At 71.3% G+C, this 22460-nt stretch carries 25 protein-coding genes, 1 tRNA gene and 1 other RNA gene; 15 read left to right on the forward strand and 12 right to left on the reverse strand.

The window, feature by feature from the left end:
- Position 1 precedes the first annotated feature (1 nt).
- On the forward strand, positions 2-1546 hold the full coding sequence (mctP, locus tag ABD191_RS22130) for a monocarboxylate uptake permease MctP (RefSeq protein WP_344085320.1): 1545 nt from the start codon (positions 2-4) through the stop codon (positions 1544-1546).
- On the opposite strand, the gene ABD191_RS22135 is transcribed toward mctP, so the two are convergent.
- Positions 1528-2001 carry a MarR family winged helix-turn-helix transcriptional regulator gene (locus tag ABD191_RS22135; protein ID WP_344085323.1) on the reverse strand — a complete coding sequence of 158 codons (474 nt, stop codon included), beginning with the start codon at positions 1999-2001 and terminating at the stop codon, positions 1528-1530. The two genes, mctP and ABD191_RS22135, sit on opposite strands and share 19 nt — an antisense overlap.
- A 157-nt stretch (positions 2002-2158) precedes the next feature.
- Entirely contained in the window at positions 2159-2938 is a 780-nt protein-coding gene (locus tag ABD191_RS22140; RefSeq protein WP_344085325.1) for a sulfite exporter TauE/SafE family protein, read from the reverse strand.
- Positions 2939-2966: 28 nt separating this feature from the next.
- Between ABD191_RS22140 and rnpB the strand changes: the two genes are divergently transcribed.
- Together rnpB and ABD191_RS22150 are read left to right on the forward strand one after the other, a co-directional pair.
- Positions 2967-3372: RNase P RNA component class A (rnpB, locus tag ABD191_RS22145), an RNA gene on the forward strand.
- Between the two features lie 298 nt (positions 3373-3670).
- Positions 3671-4102: an NUDIX hydrolase gene (locus tag ABD191_RS22150; RefSeq protein WP_344085327.1), complete on the forward strand. Its 432-nt coding sequence runs from the start codon at positions 3671-3673 to the stop codon at positions 4100-4102.
- Between the two features lie 295 nt (positions 4103-4397).
- Here the strand turns inward: ABD191_RS22150 and ABD191_RS22155 are convergent.
- Positions 4398-4531: transfer RNA gene (locus tag ABD191_RS22155), tRNA-Gly, on the reverse strand.
- Positions 4532-4850: 319 nt separating this feature from the next.
- Here ABD191_RS22155 and ABD191_RS22160 point away from each other — a divergent pair.
- Entirely contained in the window at positions 4851-5108 is a 258-nt protein-coding gene (locus ABD191_RS22160; RefSeq protein ID WP_344085329.1) for a hypothetical protein, read from the forward strand.
- A gap of 201 nt (positions 5109-5309) precedes the next feature.
- Here the strand turns inward: ABD191_RS22160 and ABD191_RS22165 are convergent, their stop codons facing one another.
- From ABD191_RS22165 to ABD191_RS22175, 3 genes are all read right to left on the reverse strand, one after another.
- Positions 5310-6071 carry an alpha/beta hydrolase gene (locus tag ABD191_RS22165; protein WP_344085331.1) on the reverse strand — a complete coding sequence of 254 codons (762 nt, stop codon included), beginning with the start codon at positions 6069-6071 and terminating at the stop codon, positions 5310-5312.
- Between the two features lie 82 nt (positions 6072-6153).
- The gene (locus tag ABD191_RS22170) at positions 6154-6885 is read right to left on the reverse strand and encodes a VOC family protein (protein ID WP_344085334.1); all 732 of its coding nucleotides are present in this window, start codon (positions 6883-6885) and stop codon (positions 6154-6156) included.
- Between the two features lie 34 nt (positions 6886-6919).
- Entirely contained in the window at positions 6920-7354 is a 435-nt protein-coding gene (locus ABD191_RS22175) for a VOC family protein (RefSeq protein ID WP_344085337.1), read from the reverse strand.
- 141 nt (positions 7355-7495) lie between these two features.
- Here ABD191_RS22175 and ABD191_RS22180 point away from each other — a divergent pair, with 141 nt between their 5' ends.
- On the forward strand, positions 7496-8098 hold the full coding sequence (locus ABD191_RS22180) for an HNH endonuclease family protein (RefSeq protein ID WP_344085468.1): 603 nt from the start codon (positions 7496-7498) through the stop codon (positions 8096-8098).
- Between the two features lie 21 nt (positions 8099-8119).
- Positions 8120-8587, forward strand: a complete 468-nt coding sequence (locus tag ABD191_RS22185) for a DnaJ family domain-containing protein (RefSeq protein ID WP_344085340.1) — start codon at positions 8120-8122, stop codon at positions 8585-8587.
- Here ABD191_RS22185 and ABD191_RS22190 read toward each other — a convergent pair.
- A complete protein-coding gene (locus ABD191_RS22190; RefSeq protein ID WP_344085471.1) occupies positions 8537-8803 on the reverse strand; it encodes a DUF2238 domain-containing protein in 267 nt (88 codons plus the stop codon). The two genes, ABD191_RS22185 and ABD191_RS22190, sit on opposite strands and share 51 nt — an antisense overlap.
- An 81-nt stretch (positions 8804-8884) precedes the next feature.
- Here ABD191_RS22190 and ABD191_RS22195 point away from each other — a divergent pair, with 81 nt between their 5' ends.
- The 3 genes from ABD191_RS22195 to ABD191_RS22205 all read left to right on the forward strand — a co-directional run bounded on the left by ABD191_RS22195 (position 8885) and on the right by ABD191_RS22205 (position 10537).
- Positions 8885-9541: an HNH endonuclease gene (locus ABD191_RS22195; protein WP_344085343.1), complete on the forward strand. Its 657-nt coding sequence runs from the start codon at positions 8885-8887 to the stop codon at positions 9539-9541.
- Positions 9542-9664: 123 nt separating this feature from the next.
- Positions 9665-10219 (forward strand): Uma2 family endonuclease, encoded by a 555-nt coding sequence (locus ABD191_RS22200; RefSeq protein WP_344085346.1) that lies wholly within the window; start codon positions 9665-9667, stop codon positions 10217-10219.
- Between the two features lie 150 nt (positions 10220-10369).
- Positions 10370-10537 carry a hypothetical protein gene (locus tag ABD191_RS22205; RefSeq protein ID WP_344085349.1) on the forward strand — a complete coding sequence of 56 codons (168 nt, stop codon included), beginning with the start codon at positions 10370-10372 and terminating at the stop codon, positions 10535-10537.
- On the opposite strand, the gene ABD191_RS22210 is transcribed toward ABD191_RS22205, so the two are convergent.
- Entirely contained in the window at positions 10487-11158 is a 672-nt protein-coding gene (locus tag ABD191_RS22210) for a DUF2238 domain-containing protein (RefSeq protein ID WP_344085352.1), read from the reverse strand. The two genes, ABD191_RS22205 and ABD191_RS22210, sit on opposite strands and share 51 nt — an antisense overlap.
- A 46-nt stretch (positions 11159-11204) precedes the next feature.
- On the opposite strand from ABD191_RS22210, the gene ABD191_RS22215 reads away from it, so the two are divergent.
- Together ABD191_RS22215 and ABD191_RS22220 are read left to right on the forward strand one after the other, a co-directional pair.
- Positions 11205-12332 (forward strand): amidase family protein, encoded by a 1128-nt coding sequence (locus tag ABD191_RS22215; protein WP_344085355.1) that lies wholly within the window; start codon positions 11205-11207, stop codon positions 12330-12332.
- Positions 12333-12761: 429 nt separating this feature from the next.
- Complete coding sequence (locus ABD191_RS22220; protein ID WP_344085358.1) at positions 12762-13121, forward strand: hypothetical protein; 360 nt, start codon at positions 12762-12764, stop codon at positions 13119-13121.
- A gap of 42 nt (positions 13122-13163) precedes the next feature.
- On the opposite strand, the gene ABD191_RS22225 is transcribed toward ABD191_RS22220, so the two are convergent.
- Positions 13164-14810 (reverse strand): sensor histidine kinase, encoded by a 1647-nt coding sequence (locus tag ABD191_RS22225; RefSeq protein ID WP_344085361.1) that lies wholly within the window; start codon positions 14808-14810, stop codon positions 13164-13166.
- The gene (locus ABD191_RS22230; protein WP_344085364.1) at positions 14807-15499 is read right to left on the reverse strand and encodes a response regulator transcription factor; all 693 of its coding nucleotides are present in this window, start codon (positions 15497-15499) and stop codon (positions 14807-14809) included. Before ABD191_RS22230 ends, ABD191_RS22225 begins: the two co-directional genes overlap by 4 nt.
- 143 nt (positions 15500-15642) lie before the next feature.
- Here ABD191_RS22230 and ABD191_RS22235 point away from each other — a divergent pair, with 143 nt between their 5' ends.
- The 4 genes from ABD191_RS22235 to ABD191_RS22250 are packed head-to-tail and all read left to right on the forward strand — an operon-like array spanning position 15643 to position 19197.
- Entirely contained in the window at positions 15643-16221 is a 579-nt protein-coding gene (locus tag ABD191_RS22235; protein WP_344085367.1) for a hypothetical protein, read from the forward strand.
- Complete coding sequence (locus tag ABD191_RS22240; RefSeq protein ID WP_344085371.1) at positions 16221-17318, forward strand: peptidoglycan-binding protein; 1098 nt, start codon at positions 16221-16223, stop codon at positions 17316-17318. Before ABD191_RS22235 ends, ABD191_RS22240 begins: the two co-directional genes overlap by 1 nt.
- Entirely contained in the window at positions 17315-18013 is a 699-nt protein-coding gene (locus ABD191_RS22245; protein ID WP_344085374.1) for an ABC transporter ATP-binding protein, read from the forward strand. The genes ABD191_RS22240 and ABD191_RS22245 overlap by 4 nt, the downstream gene beginning before the upstream one ends.
- Positions 18010-19197 carry an ABC transporter permease gene (locus tag ABD191_RS22250; protein ID WP_344085377.1) on the forward strand — a complete coding sequence of 396 codons (1188 nt, stop codon included), beginning with the start codon at positions 18010-18012 and terminating at the stop codon, positions 19195-19197. The genes ABD191_RS22245 and ABD191_RS22250 overlap by 4 nt, the downstream gene beginning before the upstream one ends.
- A 55-nt stretch (positions 19198-19252) precedes the next feature.
- Here ABD191_RS22250 and ABD191_RS22255 read toward each other — a convergent pair whose 3' ends face one another.
- Complete coding sequence (locus ABD191_RS22255; protein WP_344085380.1) at positions 19253-20887, reverse strand: hypothetical protein; 1635 nt, start codon at positions 20885-20887, stop codon at positions 19253-19255.
- A complete protein-coding gene (locus tag ABD191_RS22260; RefSeq protein WP_344085384.1) occupies positions 20884-22092 on the reverse strand; it encodes a type VII secretion protein EccE in 1209 nt (402 codons plus the stop codon). The genes ABD191_RS22255 and ABD191_RS22260 overlap by 4 nt, the downstream gene beginning before the upstream one ends.
- Positions 22093-22460: the final 368 nt, after the last annotated feature.

Here is a 22460-nt window from a genome sequence, read left to right on the forward strand (position 1 = left end):
CATGGGCACGCACACCACCGAGATCATCATCGCGGTGGCGGTGTTCGGTCTGGTCAGCGTCATGGGGTTCGTGGCCTCGCGCTGGCGGCGGCCCACGACCCTGCGGCACCTCGACGAGTGGGGCCTGGGCGGGCGCAACTTCGGCGCGTGGATCACCTGGTTCCTGGTCGGCGGCGACCTCTACACGGCGTACACGTTCGTGGCCGTGCCCGCGCTGCTGTTCGGGGCCGGGGCCATGGGCTTCTTCGCCGTGCCGTACACGATCATCGTGTACCCCCTGGTGTTCCTGTTCCTGAGCCGGCTGTGGACGGTGGCGCACGAGGGCGGGCACGTCACTCCCGCCGACGTGGTCCGGGCCCGGTCCGGCTCCGCGACGCTCGCCCTGCTGGTCGCGATCACGGGCATCGTGGCGACCATGCCGTACATCGCGTTGCAGCTCGTGGGCATCGAGGCCGTGCTCAAGGCGATGAACGTGCCCGGCAGCTGGCCGCTGATCGCGGCGTTCGCGGTGCTGGCCGCCTACACGTACCAGTCCGGGCTGCGGGCGCCCGCGCTGATCGCGTTCGTCAAGGACCTGCTGATCTACGTGATCATCATCGTGGCGGTGCTGTGGATCCCCGCGAAGCTGGGCGGCTGGGGCGCCATCTTCGGCGCGGCGGAGGAGAAGTTCGCCGCGACCGGCGCGACCCTGCTCAACGCGGGCAACCAGTGGCAGTACGTCACCCTCGCGCTGGGTTCGGCGCTCGCGCTGTTCCTGTATCCGCACAGCATCACCGGCGTCCTCGCGTCGCGCAGTCGCGACGTGGTGCGCCGCAACATGGCCGCGCTTCCGGCGTACTCCCTGCTTCTGGGTCTTGTCGCCCTGCTGGGATACATGGCGATCGCCGCGGGCGTCACACCCGTCGTCACGGACGGCAAGCCGGACGCGAACACGGTCGTCCCGGTCCTGTTCGACCGGATGTTCCCGGACTGGCTGGCGGGGGTGGCCTTCGCCGCGATCGGCATCGGGGCGCTGGTGCCGGCGGCGATCATGTCGATCGCGGCGGCCAACCTCTTCACCAGGAACATCTTCAAGGAGTACCTGAAGCGCGACGCGACGCCGGCGCAGGAGGCCACCGTCAGCAAGGTCGCCTCGCTGGTGGTCAAGTTCGGGGCGGTCGCGGTCATCCTGCTCGTCGACCCGCAGTTCTCCATCGACCTGCAGCTCATCGGCGGAGTGATCATCCTGCAGACGCTGCCGGCCGTGGGCCTGGCCCTCTTCAGCCGGTGGTGGCACCGGTGGGGCCTGGTCGCCGGCTGGGTGACCGGCATGGCGCTGGGCACGTGGCTGCTCTACCAGATCCCCAACCCGGCGATCGGGCACAAGCACTTCGGCGGGTCCGCGTTCCCGGTGAAGAACTGGTTCGATCCGGGCGTGCTGGGCCTGGCGCCCAACACGGCCGTCTACGTCGGGTTCCTCGCGGTCATCGCGAACATCGTGGTGGCGGCGCTGGTGACCGTCGCCGCCCGCTCAGCCGGCGGGCATGCTCAGCGGGTGCGGACGTAGTCGTCCAGCGTCTCGTTGAGCTTCGTCAGCAGGCGGGCGAGCTGCCTGCGGTCGTCGTGCGGCCACCCGGCGAGGAGCTGGCGGTACAGGTCCTCCCGGGCGGCCCGCACGCCGTGCATGCGGCGCAGCCCGACCGCGGTCGGCTCCACGATCGTCACCCGGCCGTCGGCGGCGTCGCGGCGGCGGTGCACCAGGCCGTCGCGCTCCATCGCGGTCACCTGCCGGGTGACCGTCGACCCGTCCAGGCCGAGCGCCTCGGCGACGGCCGTGACCGACTGCGCGCCGGACTCGTGGAGGCGGCGCAGGATCAGGTACGCGGCCCGGTCCAGGGTGCGGTGCGGGGCGCTGCCGGAACGCCGGGTGGCCTCCGCGCGGCGCATGAGGACCGCGATCTCGGTCTCGATCGTCCCGATCGGGTCCGCTCCGTTCGGTTCGCGTGTTCCCGCAGTATCCATAGCAGGATCTTGGTGGTTACCCGTTTCAGGAGCAACTCCGGGAAGGCTTCGTTTCGCGCTCAACCTTTGGATCTTGGCGCGACCCTTGGATCTTGCCGCGAGCTTTGGATCTTGGTACGAAGCGCCGGCCATCGGCGGTCTTCCGTGCCAAGATCTACTAGCGGAACGCGCGCCAGAAGAGGATCAGCCCCACGGTCGTGCCGAAGGCGACGATCAGCGCGCGCAGCACCCGCGGGGAAAGGCGCCGGCCGACCCGGGCGCCCGCGTACCCGCCCAGCAGCGTGGCCGGCATGAGGACCGCGACGGAGCCCCAGTTCACCGGGCTGCCGACCGTACTGCCGAAGAGGCCGAACTCGACGGCCGTGACCAGGCCCACGACCAGCGACAAGGTGTTCTTGAGGGCGTTGATCCTGGTGAGGTTCTCGTCGATGACCAGGCCCAGCACCGCGACCAGGATGATGCCCAGGGCGGCGCCGAAGTAGCCGCCGTAGATCGCGCCCAGGCCCACCATCGTGTGCAGCGCGGCGGTGCGCCGCCCCCTCCGCAGGTCGCGGGGGTGGCCCACCAGGCCGCGCAGCCGCTGCTGGAACGCCAGGACGAGGACCGCGCCGAGCACCAGGAACGGCACGATCCGGTCGAACGCCGCCGGCGGGGTGACCATGAGCAGCGCGCCCCCGGCCGCCGTGCCCACGGCGGTCGTCAGCACCAGCCCCTTGGTGTTGATCCGGATCGCCCGGTGATCCTCGCGGGTGCCGAACGCCGCCGCGAGGTAACCGGCGCTGACGGACACCGAGTTCGTCATGTTCGCGACAACGCTGCCCAAACCGGTCGTGAGCAGCGCGGGATAGCTGATCAGCGACCCCCCGCCGGCCAACGCGTTCACCGCCCCGGCGGCAACACCGGCGGCGACGAGCATCAGTGCGTCGTTGAGATCCATCTCGACGTAGCATGGCAGGCGCGACGGACGAGTCGGCCGGGCGGTCGCGTCGGCGCTGCCCCCGGGCGGCGTCGCCGAGGAACGTCCGGGCTCCACAGGGCAGGGTGGTTGTTAACGGCAACCCGGGGCGACCCGCGGGAAAGTGCCACAGAAAACAGACCGCCAGGCCGTCTCCGGACGGACCTGGTAAGGGTGAAACGGTGGGGTAAGAGCCCACCAGCACCCTGGGTGACCAGGGTGGCTCGGTAAACCCCACCCGGAGCAAGGCCATAAGGGCGTCCCCTCGGGGGCGCCTGCGCAGGCGTTCGAGGGCTGCCCGCCCGAGCCTGCGGGTAGGCCGCTAGAGCCTGTCGGCAACGGCAGGCCGAGATGGATGGCCGCCACCGCGCCCACCCGGCGCGGTACAGAACCCGGCGTACAGGCCGACTCGTCCGTCGCCCTCCTGGTCGAGGGCCGATCAGGCATCTCTACCGGCAACTATCGTTCGTAGTCGATGGTTGTTGTTGATGGACATTGGGCTGCGTCGGACGTCCTGGCCGCGTCCTGGCGTCCCCGGAGACGTCCTGATCTTGTGAGTGCACCATCAGCTTGGGAATGGGACGCGGCCGATGATCTGACCTCGTCGGACGCTGGTGGTGCTGGTACCGAGCGGCCCCGGTTACCCCTGTGTGATCTCGTCCAATGGCACGACGCCGACGCGCTGGGAACGAACCGCCGCCGTAGGCTCTGGCGGTGGAACGACCGCAGAAGGTTATGGCCTACATCGTCCGCGAGGATCGGCTGCTGGTGTTCGTCCATGCTGATGACGAACAGTTCGATCAATCCGGCGTCCAGGTTCCCGCGGGCACCGTTCGTTATGGCGAGCTACCGGAGCAGGCTGTGCTGCGCGAGGCATCCGAGGAAACCGGCCTGCACGGACTACGCATCGAGCGGTACCTCGGGGCAGCGGAGTGGGACATGCGTCCCTATGCCGATGCCGTTCATGTACGGCACTTCTTTCAGCTATCCGTCGAAGGCGCCGAGGTTCCGGAGCGGTGGATCGCTGAGGAACACGGTGATGGCACCAACAAGCCGATCCGCTTCGAGCTGTACTGGCTGCCTCTGGCTCAAGGACACGTCCTCGCCGCCGGCCAATCTTCCCTGCTCGGCAGGCTCTTTGATTGACGGTCTTGGAGCGTCAGTGTGGAAGGGCGCTCCGCCTCGTCCCCTACGTCCGGTATGCCACCTGCCACGTCGTAACGGATGGTCCGCTCGTGCCCGGTGGTGACCGCCAGGGGAGCGCCCTACTGGCCCGTGGATGGCCCGTGACGGCGACTGGCTTGTGTGCACGACTGTCAGCTTGGGAATTGGACCCAGTCGATGATCTGACCACGTCGCGCGCTGGTGGCGGTGGCACGGAGCGGCCTCGGTTACCCCGGTGTGATCTCGTCCAATGGCACGCTAATGGCACGTTCGATCATGGCGGACCGGAGGGGATTCGAACCCCCGGTGGGGGCCGGCACGCCGATTCCCCCACGCGCTCGGTGAGCCTCCGCGCGTGCGCGGCAGGGAGACTCTCCGGTCGCCGCAATAACCCGCCTCTGCCACCGGTCCACATGGAGTGTGCCGGCCTGTGTGGTCGTTTGCATCCGAGTTGCCGTGCCCGCGTCGCGCCCTGGTCCTCGTTGCCGTCCCGTCGCCGTCGACCCACGCGCCGGAAAGCGGGCCGGGCCTGGGTGGGCAAGGTGGAGCTCCCGGCGGAAGAACGACCTTGGTCGCTGCGTCATGCTGCGCTAGTCCGCCTGGGCGTTCCGGTAGCGGCGCCACAGAAGTACGATCCACTCGTTGGAGCCGTCTGGCGGCTCGGACGTGATCGGCGATGTCGGAGCTGTCTCCACACCGCTGGGCGCTGCTCCGCGTCCACAATCCGATCATGGGAGACGGCACCGGCTACGCCAACGAGATGCTCGACCCGCAGGCTTTCGCCGCAGCCAGTGAGGCGTGCGGCTACTTCGGCCTCAATGAACTGGCTGATCTCATCAAGCGGATCGCGGTCATGAACGATGGCGACGAGCTGGAGCGGGCAACCAGGGAGTACGGCAGGCTGGTGCCGTTCGACCAGGTCCTTGGGGACGCGTTCGACCGGCGCTTCGTCGTAGCGCCGGATGACTTCGACCCGGTCGACGCCTGACCGTCCAATAGCGCAACGGCCCGGCGCCCCTGACTCGGCAGGTCCCACTGGTCAATGACGTCGCGACGCGAATCCGCGCGTCCAGCAGGGCCAGCATCCCGTCGTACAGGGTTGGCACGCTCACCTCCCAGTAGGGCGAAGATCGTAACGGCCAGCCGAAAAAGGATCCTGCGGGGCCGATCCGTCCAGCATCATGCGAGCCTAGGCAGAGTCCTGATCCAAGTCGGACGATATCGGTGGTCCCACAACGGGAGTGTCGGCGTGTGACGTGGCGATCCGGTCGAGGAGGAACCGCGCTGTGGCGTCGATGATCTGGTTGAAGTGTCCGCCGTTGCCGGGGTAGTGGAATCCGTGTCCAGCGTGTTCGTACTCGATCAGCGTGCACTCATTGCCGGCGTGCACCATCGAGTCCCGGAATCGGCGTACCGAGTCGATCGGCTCGACGTCGTCGCGGGTGCCGTGGTGGATCTGCGTCGGCGGGTTTCCCGGCCGTACGAACTCGACCAGTGAATACTCGATCAGTCTGTTGGGGGCGATACCAACCTGCTGTTCGAGGCGGCGCTGCGCTTCCGGCTCGACGGAGAGCAGGTCCGATCCCGCCGGATTGAATGCCACCAGCGCCGCGACGCCGGGGTCCGGCGCCGTCATCGCCGCGAGCATCGCGAGATGAGCGCCGGCTGAACTGCCGCCCGAGGCCAGTCGCGCCGTTCGCGGCCCGCGCGACGCGGCCAGCCGGCCGAACTCGTCGACCGCGCGCCGGACGTCGGCGACGCAGTCGTCGATGCTGGTGGCACCACGACCGAGCAGCCGGTACCCGGCTGACACCGCGAGGATCCCGCGGGACGCCAGTGCCCGGCAGTGCGGGGCGAGTCCGTCGGCCGATCCTTCGCGTAGGGCGCCCCCATGGAACAGGACGATGCCGGCACGTGGCGGTGTCCTTTCGACCGGCTCGAAGACCCGCATCGGCAGGTCCGTGCCATCGGCTGCTCGGAACAGCGTCGAGGACTCGCGACAGGCCATCATGGGCTGGGTGACAAGGGCCGGCTCAGCGCGGGGAGAGGAGGCAGAACTCGTTGCCCTCCGGGTCGGCGAAAACCATCCACGTGACGTTGCTTCCGCTGAGGTCGATGTCGGTGGCGCCGAGACTGCGCAGCTTTTCGGCCTCGGCCTCCAGGTCGTCACCCGGGTATGGGCGGATGTCGAGGTGGACGCGGTTCCACCCCGTCTTCGGGTCGGGCGTACGGAGGAATTGCAGGTACGGGCCCACGCCCGCCGCTGAGCGCAGCACCGCGCTGTAGTCGGTGACCTTGTAGACGGGCCAGTCCGTGGCCTGACTCCAGAACCGCAACATGGTCTGCGGATCCACGCAGTCGAGGATGACCGAGGCGATCGGTCCGGTCTCGTCGTAGAGCGAGTCCAGCACGCAGAACTCGTTGCCCTCCGGGTCGGTCATGACCGTCCATGGGACGTCGCCCTGGCCGATGTCGGCGGGGGTCGCGCCGAGCTCCGTCAGGCGCGCGACCAGCTCCGCCTGGTGGGCCGCCGATTTCGTGGCGAGGTCGATATGCACGCGGTTCTTGACCGTCTTGGGTTCGGCGGAGGCGACGAGGTCGATGTAGATGGCGGCCGGGTCGGGATAGACCAGGCCCGGCGGTTCGAGGTTGGTCACGCCGGGCTCCTCGCTGGAGATCTCCCAGCCGAGCGCCTGCGCCCAGAAGGCGCCGAGCGCGGCGTCGTCGCGAGCCTTCATATTGATCTGTACCAGCCGCGTTGCCATATCGACGATGCTAGCGCTGTCGTGATCGTCAAGGTCAGTCGAGACAGAACTCGTTGCCCTCGACGTCCTGCATGACGAGGCACGACTCGTCGGACCCGTCGGCCAGCAGGAGCCGCACACGTGTCGCGCCGAGGGGGATGAGGCGGGCGCATTCGGCCTCGAGCGCGGCCAGGCGCTGCTCGCCGACGAGCCCGGTTCCCACCCGTACATCCAGATGAATTCGATTTTTGACGGCCTTGCCTTCGGGGACGCGCTGGAAGAACAGTCGCGGACCCACCCCCGTGGGGTCGACGCAGGCGAACCGGGCCCCCTGGTCCTCGGGCGGCAGCGAACGCTCATATTCGTCCCAGGAGGCGAACCCCGCCGGCGGTGGGGGTACGACATATCCCAGCACCTCGCACCAGAAGCGGGCGACGCGCTCGGGTTCCGCGCAGTCGAAGGTGATCTGGAACTGCTTGACCGATGCCATCGGCCCACCATAAGGCGCGGCTCCCGGCCACCTTGGCTCCGTCACCCGTGCCGCGACGATCTCGTTACTGGCGTGAGGGGATAGCCGCAGCACAACCGCACCGGAGTCGCCGTGATCCGTGCCGTGAGGGCCGCCTGCGTGATGACGGCCGCCGCCGCGATGGTCGTCGGGCTCACCCCGCCCCCCGCTCGGGCCACGCCGCCCAACGTCCCGACGCACGGCGAGGCGGTGACGCGGCTGGCCGCGCTCACCGTCGCGGCCGAGGGGAGCCCGACCGCGTACGACCGCGGCCTCTTCCCGCACTGGATCACGATCTCGGACTCGTGCAACACGCGCGAGGAGGTGCTCAGGCGCGACGGGACGAACGTCGTGGTCAGCAGCACCTGCGCCGCCATCTCGGGCAGCTGGTACAGCCCGTACGACGGGATGACCTGGACGCTGGCCTCCGATATCGACATCGACCACATGGTGCCGCTCGCGGAGGCGTGGGCGTCCGGCGCGTGGGCGTGGACGACGGCGAAGAGGCGGTCCTACGCCAACGATCTCGGCGGGCCCCAGCTGTGGGCGGTCACGGACAACGTCAACCAGTCCAAGGGCAACAAAGACCCGGCCGAGTGGCAGCCGCCGCTGACGTCGTTCCGGTGCACCTACGCGCGGGCGTGGATCCAGGTGAAGTACGACTACTCCCTGACGATGGACACCGCGGAGAAGGCGGCACTCCAGGACATGCTGACCTCCTGCTGAGCCGGTGGGACAATGGCCCGTATGACGGAGCCGCGGTTCGAGTCGGTGGTGGATCGCCAGATCCGGCTCGCGGCCGAGCGGGGCGAGTTCGACGACCTGCCGGGCGCCGGCAAGCCGCTGCCGAACTGGGGCGGGCAGGACGACGAGCTGTGGTGGATCAAGGATTACCTGCGCCGTGAGGGCCTGACGAGCGAGGCGATGCTGCCCACCTCGCTGCGGCTGGCCCGGGAGGTGGAGCGGCTGCCGGAACGGGTCCGCGCCATGCTGTCGGAGCAGGTGGTGCGCGAGGCGGTGGCCGACCTCAACGAGCGGATCGCCGCGTACGCGCACACGCCGAGCCCGCCGTACGTGGCTGTGAAGCCGGTCGATCCCGATGACGCGGTGGCGCACTGGCGTGCGGCCCACGAGCAACCGCCCGCGCCGCCGGAGGATCCGCCCTCAGCCGCGCAGCGACGCGGCTGGCGCGGCCTGTTGCGGCGGCGCGGCTGACCCGGCGTCCGGCAGGGCCGCGAGCTGGCGGTCGTGCGGCCGGCTGAGCAGCAGCAGCGACGTGATCGCGCCGACGCCGGCGAGGAACATGTCCCACTGGGTGTCCCACTTGTCGCCCTGGGTGGCGAGGAAGTCCTCCGTCGCTGAGCCGCCGATCAGCGATCCCCACCACTCCAGCATCTCGAAGAACGAGCTGAACGCCAGGCAGGCGTACACGACCAGCAACGAATCAGCTCACTGGAGTGTCATAGGTGGGCGTTACTGTGCGGACCGCTGTTTGGTTCTTCACGAGGGAGGATGAAGCTGGTGGGCGGTAGCCGTCGCGGCATGCCAACGCTCTACGGCATCGTGCAGTACTGGAGAGCCAGGCACGGTGAGGTCTTCCCGAACCTGCGAGCGTCCTATATCGGCTGGGGCGAGCCGTTCTGTTTCAGATGTGGCTGGTTGGCGCCGGTGGACGATACCCAGGCGACCCTTGCCGCCGTGTGGAACTTGGCCCGAGGTTGGCTTGACCGAGCGCACTTGCAGGATCTGGCTCTCGGTGGCTCCAACGGGCCGGAAAACCTAGTTTCGCTGTGTCGACAGTGCCACGACATAATGGACCCGTGCGAAAGTAGGGCGGAAGCGATCGCATACGTCAATGACGGGATTCCAGCCGATAGCTGGTGGCAGATGCATACCGATGCCGTCTTCGGCCCTGAGACGGACTTCGACCCTCCCCGCAAGACGAAGATTATGCGGGACACGTACCTCCGGTGGGTTGAGCACATGCGCGTGATGGAAGCTGCCAAGCGTGGTGATCCGCACGCGGTGAAACGGCTAGAGAGCATCCTGGAGCGGGCTAGACGCAGCGCGGAACGCGACGGGCGAAGCTTTGCGGTCACCATCGATGACCTAAGTGGCATTTCTCCGCCTCATCTTGACGAGAGAACACATCAACTCGCTCGGAAATGAGTCAAAGTACGTGGGGTCGCCGCAATCAGGCGTGGCTGCGGTAGGCATCGCGCGTCGTCGGGTGCGGCGTCGTTGTCGTCATGGCAGGCTGGTGGAAGGATCCGCTGGGAGGTGAGTTCGCCGATGAGCGTGGCCGTGCTGGAGCACGACGGTCCGTGGACCGAGGACGACTATTTCGCGCTCGGTGAGACGTCGAACCGGATCGAACTGTTCGATGGGAGTCTGCTGGTGAGCCCGGCACCGACCATGCGTCATCAGCACATCTCCCGCCGGGTGGCCGGCCTGCTCGATCCTGGAGCGGACGCTGTCGACCTTTGGGTCTTTGAGGCCATCAATGTCCGCTTGACGACCGGGCGGATCTTCATCCCGGATCTGGTGGTCACGCCGATCGAGAGCGGAACAGTCGTCGACGCTGCTGACGTGGTGTTGATCGGCGAAGTCGTGTCCCCGGGAAACGCCGGCGCGGACCGGGTACTGAAAATGCAGTTGTACGCTACCGCGCGTATCGAGTGGTATCTGCTCATTGAGCCGGCTGCCGATTCCGTGACGCTGCGGCTGCTTCGCCTGGAGGGCGGCCACTACGTCGAGCATGCCGTCGCCAAAGATGGGCAGACGCTCCAGTCCGAAACGCCCTTTGCCATCAGCATCGACTCGGGCGCCCTGCTGCGCCGCCGATGACGGTGCCGGCATCGGGTTGTTCAGCGATCTGAGCGCGGAGCCGCGGTTCGAGTCGGTGGTGGATCGCCAGATCCGGACTGGGGCGGGCTGGACGATGAACTGTGTTGGATCAAGGATTACCTGCGCCGCGAGGGCCTGACGAGCGAGGCGATGCTGCCCACCTCGCTGCGGCTGGCCCGGGAGGTGGAGCGGCTGCCGGAACGGGTGCGCGCGCACTGGCGCGCGGCCCACGAGCCGCCGGACGATCCGTCCGCCGCGCAGCCGCCCTTAGCCGCGCACCGACGCGGCTGGCGTCGGCTGTTCCACCGGCGCGGCTGACCCGGCGTCTGGCAGGGCCGCGAGCTGGCGGTCGTGCGGCCGGCTGAGCAGCAGCAGCGACGTGATCGCGCCGACGCCGGCGAGGAACATGTCCCACTGGGTGTCCCACTTGTCGCCCTGGGTGGCGAGGAAGTCCTCCGTCGCTGAGCCGCCGATCAGCGATCCCCACCACTCCAGCATCTCGAAGAACGAGCTGAACGCCAGGCAGGCGCACACGACGAGCGGGGCGAGCCAGCGGCTGCCCTTCAGCGGGGACAGCCGGACGAGCAGCTCGCGCACGAGGATCGCGGGCACGAAGCCCTGCACGAAGTGGCCGAGGCGGTCGTACGGGTTGCGGCTCAGGTCGAGCGCGTCGCGCACCCAGTTGCCGAGCGGGGTGCGGGCATAGGTGTACATCCCGCCGTAGATCAGGATCAGCGCGTGCACCGCGAGCAGGCAGCACAGGAGTGTGGTCAGCGGGAACCGGCGCCAGGTGAGCAGGATGAGCGGGATCGCGAGGATCACCCAGAACGTCTCCAGCAGCCAGGTGAGGCGGTCCCCGGTGGCCGCGCCCGTCACGACGAAGGCCACGAGAACAACACCAAGGAGTACGGGCAGGAGAACGCGCCGGGCCGGGCTCATGGCCGCCGATCGTAGCCGCGTGCGGGGCGGGGATACCGTCTGGGCCGTGTCGGACATCCGGACGTGGCCGTCCCTGACCGCGGTCGACCTCGCCGACCTGGTGCGCCGCCGGGAGGTGTCCGCCCTCGAAGCGGTCGACGCCGCGCTGCGCCGGCTCGATGAGGTCGACGGGGCGCTGCGGGCGTTCCGCGACGTGTGGCCCGACGACGCCCGCCGGGCGGCCCGGGCGGTCGACCGGGCGGTGGCCGGTGGCGACCGGCCGGCGCTGGCCGGGGTACCCATCGCGGTCAAGACGTGGGACGGCCTGGATTCGCCGCAGGCCCGGGCGCTCCTGCTGGCCGGCTGCGTGCCGGTGGGCTCGACGGCCGTACCGCGCCGGGAGGTGGACTGGCAGACGTGGGGCCACACCGACCGTGGTCCGACCGCCAACCCCTGGCGGGCCGACCGTTCGCCGGGTGGGTCGTCCGCCGGGTCCGCGGTCGCGGTGGCGGCCGGCGTCGTACCCCTGGCGACCGGAACGGACGGGGCCGGCTCCATCCGCATTCCGGCGGCGTGGTGCGGCGTCATCGGCGTCAAGGCCACCCACCGGTCCGGGCTGCGGGCCGGTGGGCCGCTCGCGCGGTCGGCCGCCGACGCCGGCGCGTACCTGCGCCTCACCGTGGGAAGGCTGTCCGGCGAACGGGGCCGTGCGCCCCTGCGCGCCGCGTGGAGCGCCGACCTGGGCTACGCGGAAACCGAGGCGGACGTGGCCGCGGTCGCGCGGGCGGCGGCGGAGCGGCTCGCCGGGGCCGGGGTCATCACGTGGGTGCCCGAACCGGTGGTGCTGGTCGATCCGGAGCCGGCCTGGCGCGCCGGTGGCGGCGACCCGGAGAACGCGCGGCGGCTCGCGGCGCTCTTCGAGCGTGTCGACGTGCTGTTCACCCCCACGACGCCCGGGGCGCCGCACGGTCATGCCGGACCGGGCCAACAAATGAATGTCAGCCTCACCTGGGCGTTCAACCTCAGTGGCCACCCGGCCGCCAGCCTGCCGGCCGGGCGCGACCGCGTCGGGCTTCCCGTCGGGCTGCACTGCGTGGCGCGGCATGATCGCGAGGGCGACCTGATGCGCATCGCCACCGCACTTCAGTGGCTCGCGCCGTGGCCGTTGCCTCCGCTGAAATACGACGACGCATAATCGCTTCGGATGTGTGAATACACTGCGTGATCGATTAGTTGACACGTAGAAATGGAATGGTTAGATTCTTGAGGAGCGTACGACTTTCAACGATCTTTAGGATCGCTTTGATGGTCATGACATGCCGCGCTTACGGGGATTCACGGGGAAACGGGGACTGGCATCATGATCGATATTCGTAGCGGCTGATCCTGGGCTGGCGCAGGCCGTCGAGTGCCGCGCGCCCTCTTTTTCACATCGATCGACGGTTGCTGGCTGGCTGCCCGTCGATGAAGTTCGCGCGTCCGGCGATGAATTTATGGTCTCTCCGGGCGGGCTGTGACGTTGCCCACAAAAGGGGACACCTATACGGGATAAGTATGCGCTGTTGAATCGACAGCAATCAATGTCTTGCGCCCAATTTAAAGTCCTCATTGGAATGGAGTGACAATGCGCGTTAAGAAAGCTATCGCCGCCCTCGGACTCGTGATCGCCGGTACGGGCGTCGCTGTGCTGCCCGGCAGCCCGGCCGCCGCCGCCACCTGTCCGAACAACAGCTGGAGCGTCAAGGACGGCCGCGTGGGCAACTTCTACAGCGGCACCAACGTCAACATCCGCACCGGCACGGGCACGAACTGCACCTCGGTCGGGCTGGGCCAGCCGAGCCACACCATCCGGCTCGACTGCTACCGGTCCGGCGACGGTGGCTTCTGGTCGCACATCTACGACTACACCACCGCGCGTGGCGGCTGGAGCAAGGACGAGTTCATCCAGGGTCAGGGCACCTACGGCGCCCTGGTCGCCTGCTGACGTCCGACGCCAGCATGACGGCGGTGCCCCCCGATGCTCTCATCACCGGGGGGCACCGTTGTCGAGTATGCCGACCGCCGGGAGCGAGACGGTGACCCGCGTTCCCTGGCCAACGGTGCTGGCGACCTGGATCGTGCCGCCGTGGTCCGTGACGATGCGCCAGGCGATCGCCAGGCCGAGGCCGCTGCCGCCACCGCTGCGCGCGCGGGCGTTGTCGGCCCGCCACAGGCGGTCGAACACGTGCGGCAGGTCCTCCGGGGCGATGCCACGCCCGGTGTCGCGTACCTCGACGATCGCCAGCTGCCCGACCACCCGCGAGTCGATCGCGACCCGACCGCCGGCCGGCGTGGCGGCGATCGCGTTGCGGACAAGGTTGCCGATCACCTGGCGCAGCCGATCCGGATCAGCCTCCACCTCGACCGGGCTGTCCGCGCTCACCGTCAACGACACGCGCGCCGTGTCCGCCACGGCGGCGTGTGCCGTCCGGCACACCTCGACGAGTTCGGCGAGGTCGACCCGGCCACGGTGATAGGCCAACGCGCCCGCCTCGGCCAGCGCGAGGTCCTGCAGATCGTCGACGATGCGTTGCTGCAGGAGCGCCTCGTCGAGCAGCGACGCGAACAGCTCCGGGTCGGGCCGCAGGACGCCGTCGGCGAGCGCCTCCAGATAGCCGCGCAGGTTGGCCAGCGGGGTACGCAGCTCGTGCGCGACATCGGCGATGAGCCGGCGTTGGCGCTCCTCGCTGTCGGCCAGCGAGGCCGCCATCCGGTTGAACTCCTTCGCCAGGCCGGCGATCTCGTCTCGGCCGGTGACCGGCACCCGTTCGGCCAGATCGCCCGAACCGAGCCGCGCGGCGGCCGTCGTCAGCGCGCTGATCGGCCGGACGACCCGGCGGCTGAGCAGCAACGCCGTCAACCCGGCCGCCAGCACGACCGCGCCGGCCGCCACCGCGATCGACGAGCCCGACAGGGCGAACGGTGCCTCGTCCACGGCGCCCAGGTAGAGGCGCAGCGGCGCCGGCGCCAACTCGCCGATGCGCCGATCCAGCAGCTTGGCCAGGCACGTCCGGTCGTCGCGCCGCTCGGTGCATAGCTGGGCGTTCGTGGCGAAGTTGAGCGCGTCGTCCGTCGCCTCGCGGGGCTGCGGCCGGCACGTGCGGGCCCGGTCGCTGTCGCCCAACGCGGCGAACGTGGGCATGCCCGACTCGTCCGTCGTGAGGCGGACGCCGATCCCGGCCCGGGTCAGGCACGCCGCGTAGCGCCAGCCGTCCTCGTACGCGGTCGCGGCCTTGCGGGCCATGCCGTGGCGCAGCTCCGCCGAGGAACCGTCGAGCGTGGGGGTGTCCGGGCGCGGGTCGACCGCGACGGGCGCGCCGTTGACCGGCCGCGCCGTGCCGCCGCGCAGCACGTCCGAGTCGGCCAGCACCGCGCCGGCCTCGGTCACCAGGCGCAGGCGCTGCCCGAGGCGGTCGGAAAGGTCGCCCACGGTGGTCGCCACTCCGTGCCACGTACCGTGCGTGCGCCCGTACGCGGCAAGCTCGTCGACGACCGTCGTGATGTCGCGCTGGGTGGCCGCCACGCTCTCCGTCAGCTCCCGGGTCGCCTGGCGGACGGTCAGCCACGCGGTCGCCGCGGTCGAGATGGCGACCAGGAACACGACCAGGACGAGGACGCGGACGCGGAAGCTCACGGCTCGCCCTCGCCCATCCGGTAGCCCCGGCCGTAGACGGTCTGCACGTACCGCGGGTTGGCCGGGTCCCGCTCCAGCTTGCGGCGCAGGTTCATCACGTGGGCGTCCACCGTGCGCTCCTCGACGTACTGGTCAAAGCCGAACGCGCGGTCGATGATCTGCGCGCGGGTGAACGCCCGGCCGGGCTCGGCCGCCAGGACCTGGAGGATGCCGAACTCGCGGGCCGTCACCGCCACGGGCCGCCCGGCGACGCGCACCTCGAACCGCCCGGTGTCGACGCGCAGCTCGCCGACCGTCAGGACAGCGGCGTCGTCCGGCGGGATCCGCCCGGAGCGCCGCAGCAAGGCGCGCACCCGGGCGGTCAGCTCGCGGGGGGAGTACGGCTTGGTGAGGTAGTCGTCGGCGCCGATGTCGAGACCGAGCAGGAGGTCCTCCTCGGTGGATCGGGCGGTGACCAGAAGGATCGGTACGTCCGACTCGGCCCGCAGGATGCGGCACACGTCGAGCCCGTCCACCAGTGGCATCATGACGTCGAGCACCACCAGATCGGGCCGGTACGCCCGGCAGCGCTCCAGCGCGGCCCGACCGTCGGCGACGAGCTGCACGCTGTGGCCCTCCCGTTCGAGGTAGACGCGCAACAGGTTCGCCTGCTTCGCGTCGTCCTCGGCCACCAGCACCCGTGCCCCCACCGTGAACCCTCCTCGATGCGTCGTGTCCCCACCATAGGAGCGCGCCGGCCGGCCCACGACCCCCGCGTACCGTCGTGGACCGGGAGCCCAACAGTTCTTCATCAGTTCTTCATGGCGGGCTCGTTACGTTGCCGCCTATGCGAATGAGCCAGCTTTTCAGGACCGCGGGGGCCTGCGCGCTCATGGCGATGACGTTCGCTGCCGGCGCCTGCGGCAGCGACCCGAAAGCCCCCGAAGTAGCCAGCGCGGGCGGTACGCCGACCGCTGCCAGGACGTCCGGTGCCTCGGACGTCGTCACCGCGTACGTCGAGGGCGTGCGCGCCTATGTGGCCTGCATGCGGGGCGAGGGAGTCAAGGTCGGCGACCCGGACAGCAAGGGGAAGTTCGAGTTCGAGGGCGACCCCAAGGCGCTCAAGGAAGATCCGACGTTCATCAAGGCGCAGAAGGCGTGCGGCGAGAAGCTGCCGCCCGTCCCCGACGAACTGCGGCAACTGCCGCCGCGTACGGCCGAGGAGATCGAGGCGGCGCGGGAGTACGCGAAGTGCATGCGCGCGAACGGGGCGCCGGACTTCCCGGACCCGCTCGCGGACGGCTACTTCCCGGCGCCGATGTCCAGCGAAGACGAGATCTGGGACCAGAACACGGCCGGCGCGAAACGGGCCATCGTGAAGTGCGCCCCGATCATCGGCGACAAGGTCGACCCGGGCCAGGGCAACGGCTGATGAGCGACGAGCCGCAGTCCGGTGACCGCCGCGCCGACCTGCGCGGCTGGCGGCGCCGCCGGCGCTGCCGGGCCTGGCTCATCGCGGGCGCCGTCGTGGTCGTCGCGGCCGTCGGGGCCGGCGCGGGCATCGGCTTCGGCCGGCCCGGCCGGCCCGCGGCGACCGCCTCGCCGCAGCCGGCGGCCACCGCGACCGTGGCCCGCGAGGACCTCGTCGACTACGTGACCATGACGGGCACGATCGGGTACGGCGAGGGACAGCCGCTCGGCGTCAAGGCGGGCGGCACGGTCACCTGGCTGCCGGCGCCCGGCGCGACCATCCGGCGCGGCCAGCCGGTCACCCGCGTCGACGACAGACCCGTGGTGCTGCTCTACGGCCCGCTGCCGATGTACCGCACGCTCACGGCGGGCACCGAGGGCAACGACGTCAAGCAGTTCGAGCGCAACCTGGCGGCCCTCGGGTACGACGGGTTCGACGTCGACGCCGAGTTCTCGTCGGCGACAGCCGCCGCGGTCCGGCGGTGGCAGCGCGACCTCGGCCTGACCGAGACCGGCTCGGTCGCCGCCGACCGGGTCGTCTACGCGTCGGCGGCACTGCGCGTCGCGGAACGGTTGGTGCGGGTCGGCGCGGAGGCGCCTGACGACGTGCTGACGGTCACCGGCACGACCCGGGTCGTCAGCGCGACCATCGACGCCGACGAGGCGGGCTGGGCCGAGCCGGGCAGGCACGTCGGCGTGCTCGTCGGCGAGCGCGAGGTGCGGGGCACGGTGACGGGGGTGCATGACGGCTCGGGCCAGGGCGGCGAGTCGTCGGCGACCGTCACGATCACCATCGAGGTGTCCGACCAGAAGGCTCTCGCGCAGGCCGATGCCGGGCTGGTCGTCCGGTACGCGGCGCGCACGAAGAAGGCGGTCCTGACCGTTCCCGTCGCCGCGCTGCTGGCCCTGGCGGAGGGTGGCTACGGCCTGGAGGTGATCGACCCGGCGACGACGGCCACCCGGATCGTCGCCGTTCAGGCCGGCATGTTCGCGGGCGGGCGCGTCGAGGTGTCCGGCCCCGACATCGAGGTGGGCACGACCGTACGGATGCCGCGGTGACGGCGGTCGGGGCGGACCACCCGGCGGCGCGCCTCGACGCCGTGTCCAAGGTGTATCCCGGCGGGGTGCCCGCCCTGCGGCAGGTGGACCTCGTCATCGGGCGCGGCGAGCTCGCCGGGATCGTCGGGCCGTCCGGCTCGGGCAAGTCGACGCTGCTCAACCTTCTCGGCACGCTGGACCAGCCGACCACGGGCCGGGTGCGGGTCGACGGCGAGGACGTCGCGGGCCTGTCCGACCGGGCGCTGTCCGCCCTGCGGGCGACCACGATCGGCTTCGTGTTCCAGCAGTTCCACCTGGCGGCGGGCACGCCCGCGCTGGACAACGTGGCCGACGGCCTGCTCTACGCCGGGGTACGCCGTGGCGAGCGGCTGCGCCGGGCCGAGGTGGCGCTGCGCCGGGTGGGGTTGGGCGACCGGCTCGACCACGTGCCGTCCGAGCTGTCGGGCGGGGAGCGGCAGCGCGTGGCCATCGCCCGCGCGGTGGTAGGCGAGCCGGTGCTGCTGCTCGCCGACGAGCCCACCGGAAACCTCGACAGTGTGGCCGGCGCAGCCGTGCTGGAGCTGCTCAAGGAGCTGCACCGGGCCGGCACGACCGTCGTGGTCATCACCCACGACATGGGGGTGGCCGAGCAGCTGGACCGCCGCATCGAGATCAAGGACGGGCGGATCGTGGCCGACACAGGGGAGGGCGGATGAGAAAGCGTGCCAGGATCCGGCTCAGCCCGGCCGACATCGGCCGGCTCGGCGCCGTTGGCCTGCGTACCCGGCCGCTGCGGGTGGTGCTGTCCGCGCTGGGCATCGCGATCGGCATCGGCGCCATGATCGCGGTCGTGGGCATCTCGGCGTCCAGTCGCGCCGAGCTGGACCGCACGTTGAGCCGGCTCGGCACGAACCTGCTGACCGTGCGGCCCGGCAGCACCATTCTGGGCGACGACGCAAAACTCCCACCGGAGTCCGTGCCGATGATCGGGCGTGTCGCGCCGGTGGAGGCGGTGGCGGCAACGGGGGCCGTCAACGCCTACGTGTACCGCAACGATCACATCTCCCCCGGCGAGACCAGCAGCATCGACGTCCTCGCGGTGGACCGGGATCTGCCCGGGACCCTGCGGTTCACCGTGCGCGAGGGCAGCTGGCTCACCCAGGCGACGGCGACGTACCCGGCCGTCGTGCTCGGCTCGCGGGCCGGGGAACGCCTCGACATCCGCGCCCCGGGGGTACGGGTGTGGCTGGGCGGTCAGTGGTACGCGGTGGTGGGCATCCTCGATCCCGTCGAGCTGGCGCCCGAGCTGGACAGCGCCGCCCTCATCGGGTGGCCGGCCGCCCAGCGTTACGCGACGTTCGACGGCCACCCCACCACCGTGTACCTGCGGGCGAACGAGGAGCAGCTGGGCGCCGTGCGGTCCGTGCTCGGACGCACGGCCAACCCTCGGGCGCCGCATGAGGTGGCGATCTCCCGGCCGTCGGACGCCCTGGCCGCCAAACAGGCGACCGACGCCACCCTCTCGGCGTTGCTGCTGGGGCTGGGCGCCGTGGCGCTGCTGGTGGGCGGCATCGGCGTGGCGAACACGATGGTGATCTCTGTGCTGGAGCGGCGCTCGGAGATCGGCCTGCGCCGGGCACTCGGCGCGACGCGCGGCCACATCCGCACCCAGTTCCTCACCGAGTCGCTGCTGCTGTCGGCCTTCGGCGGCGGTGGCGGCGTCATCATCGGCGTCGCGGTAACCGCCGCGTACGCGACGAACCGGGGGTGGCCGGCCGTCGTGCCGCTGTGGGCGACGCTGGGCGGGCTGGCCGCCACGATGGTCATCGGCGTGCTCGCCGGCCTCTACCCCGCGATGCGGGCCAGTCGCGTCGCGCCGGCCGCCGCCGTGGCCGGCTGAACACCGGCCGTTGGGGCGGGCATCGCGGCGCCCGCCCCAACGAGCGTGGGCGCCGTCAGGCCCGGCCGGCGGCGCAGTTGACCCGTTCGGCCTCTGTCTGGACCAGCCAGACGTAGCGCTCGCGGCCACCGCCGACGAGGCTGACCATGTCATCGGCCAGTTGACCGAGCCGCTGACGGCTGTGTTGGGGCAGGTTGAGCGCATCACGCGTCAGTTCGGCCTCGGCCGGCCCGACGCGCTGGAGCACGGCGACATCGCTCTGCCGGACGGGCGCGATGCCGGTCTGCTCCAGCCGGCGCAGCAGGGTCAGCTGCGTCTGCCACGGCCCGAGCTGCTGTTGCAGCCCGGCGCCCACGACGCCCCGGTCGTAGAGGAGCAGCATCGGCTGCCGCGAGCTCGCCGTCAGCGCCAGCGGTTGCTCATCCGTCAGGACGGCCACCTGGTCGCCGCGGCCGGTCGCGCGGTCGCCGAACCCGTGCCACGCGGCCGGGTCGGTGGTGACGACGACGACGCGGGCGCCCAGGCCCAAGGCCCGGAACGCGAACAGCTGCGCCAGCCACGGGCTGCCCACGGCCGCGACGCGGGTGGGCTGGCGGCGGAAGAACGCGATCGGCACAGGGGCGCGGTTGGCGTCCATGCCGAGGAGCAGTCCCACGGGCGGGCTCGGCAGCCGCAGTTGCGCGAGCGCGGCGCCGTTCGCGGTGTGGTAGCCGATGCGCATGCGGGTGAGGTGGCGCCCGCGCTCCCGCCGGCCGGCCTGGTTGATGGCCTTGTGGCTGCCGAAGTCGCCGCCGCGCGGGGGCGCGCCCGAGATCGCGGTGGCGGACCCGGCCGGCCGCTGCGCCGGCGCCGGGGCCGCCGCGGCGCGGCTCTCGCGCGCGGCGATCGTGGTGCTGGCGGCCTCGGCGGCGGCCTGACGGCTGCTGGTGGGCACGCCGATCGCCGGCTGCGCGGTGGTCGGGTCCGCGACGGGCGCGGCCCGCTGGGCGGGCGGGGCGGTCGCCGTGGCCTGGGCGGGCGGGGCGGCGGTCGCCATGGCGTGGGCGGGCGGGCCGATCGCGGCGCTGGCCCGCGTCGGTTCAGCCACCGCGCGGCCAGCCGGCGCGGACTGCGGTGCGGGCTGCGCGAATGGCGGTGCCGGCTGCGCGGCTGCCGGGGGCAACAGCGTGGACGGCGGTGCGGGCCGCGCGGAAGGCGGGGGTGGCGGCGGTGGGGGCGCGGCGTGCGGGGACGGCGACCCGTGCGAATGCCGCGGCGGTTGCACGGGCTGCGGCGGTTGCCCGGGCTGCGATAGCAGCGGAGTGAGCGCGGGCGGGCCCGGCGGGGCGGGTGGTGTGGCGGCGGACGGCAGCAGCGTGGTGTGCGCGGGCGGGTCGAACCCGTGCCGTGCCGGCTGGCTGGCCGGCAGTAAGGGCTGTCCCGGGCCCGCCGACCGCACCGGTGGCGGTGGCGGCGGCGCGAACGCCTGCTGCCCGGCGCTGTGCCGGGGCGGGGAAGCGGGCCCGTGCGAGGCCTGCCCCGGCGCCGTGTGCCGCGCGGAGGTGGGTGGCGCGGTAGGCGGCGGCGCGGCGGGCGGCGCCCACGGATGCTGGTCGTCGGGCGGTGGCTGCTCTCGCGGCACGGAGGGCCACTCGGCGGTCGCGTCGGAGTCGCGCGCGGGCCGGCGTTCGCCGTACTCGGGACTGGTCATCCGCCGCCACCCCCGGTCGGTGCGGACGCGTAGACGGCGAGACCCTGCTCGCCGTCGAGCGCGAAGAGCCGGGCGTTCGCCTTGCGTACGCCCCGGTCGAGCTGCTGACACAGGCCCGCCAGCTGGTCGACCGGTGCGGCCAGGCGGACCAGGCAGCGCATGTCGACGAGGCGGTCACGCGGCACGAGCACGAGCGACACGGTTGTCGCGGTCGCCGGCGCCCTGGTGAGCCAGCGCAGCAGCGCGTCGGCCTGGGTGGCCGGCGGCCAGTCGCTTAGCCAGAACGAGCGGTGGGCGAGGTCGCGGGAGTGCCACAGGGACCACTCCTCACGGGGCCGCACGGTGGCACCGCCGCTGGCAGGGGTCAGGTCGCAGGCGTGGGCGAGGGCGCTGAGCAGGCCGTCGGCGTCGAGGACCCGGTGCGCGACGCCCGCGTGGCGCAGCGTCTTGCCGACCCGGCGGACGACCGTGGCGACGACGGACGCGGCCAGGTCGGCGTTGCGGTACGGGTCGGCGCCGGACTCCGCGAGCCCTTGCTCGTCGAGCCGGACGGCCATCCACGTCGTGTATTCGCTGGCCACGACGGCGTCGCCGACCAGTTGCCGGTACGACTGGCCCGCCGGGGTGGCCGTCGGCGAAGCGGGCACCGCGTGCGCGACGATCTGCAGCACGGTGCCGGGCTGGCCGGTCTCGGTCAGCGCGGCGAGCAGGGCGGAGACCGGCACGCCGGCGCCGGGTGCCTCGCTCGTGACGACCGCTTCGGGCGCGACCTCGACGACGCCGAACCAGCCGGCCTCGTCGCGTCCGACGCCGACCGAGCTGTCGTCGGCGAGGGCGATGTTCTCGATGGCCAGGCCCGGCGCGAGCGCGCGCAGGGCGGTGAGCCGTGGCTCGGGGTGGTCCGGCGCCCGGGTGCGGGAGCGGCGGCGCAACTGTGACGCCACCATGCGGTCGTCCACCCACCAGCGGCCCTTTCGGCGGGCCAGGACGGCGACGAGCAGGGCGACCGTGAGGACGCCGGCCACCACGACGGCGAGCGCGGACCGGCCGGCCGCCGCCAGTACTCCCACAATGCCGACCTCGACGGCGAGCAACTGGAAGACGTGGACGGGCCCGAGCTTTCCGGGGGCGCGTCGCGGGGTGAGGACGGGACGCGCTCCGGGCCCGTCGGGCCGGGAGTTGGTGTCCGCCTGCCATGTCGACATGGTCGCTCGACGCACTCCCCCCTGCACCGATCCGCTCGCTCGCCCGCCACGCGCTGCGCGTCGCATCATCATAGGGACGGCGGCCCATCTGTGGCTGACCCGGCGGGGTCGTCCGGCCGCTGTAGCGCCCGTCCCGACGGTAGTGCCTGCGGCGGCGGAGAGTCCAGATGTGACGGCGGTACGCGTCTACCGGGCCGTGGCGCCCGGTGCGGGCCCGGTCGCGGCGTGGTTTTTTCTGGGCGGCGTCGCCCGGCCCGAGGCGCGCCCGGCGCCACTGCGGCGGCCGGCGGCGAGTCGTGAAACCCTTGCGCCGCAACGGTTTCCTCGTCAGGTGTGCGGCTGCCGGCGGCCGGGCATCATAACGAGGG

The sequence above is a fragment of the Luedemannella helvata genome (genome assembly GCF_039528415.1).
Taxonomy (GTDB): Bacteria; Actinomycetota; Actinomycetes; order Mycobacteriales; family Micromonosporaceae; genus Luedemannella; species Luedemannella helvata.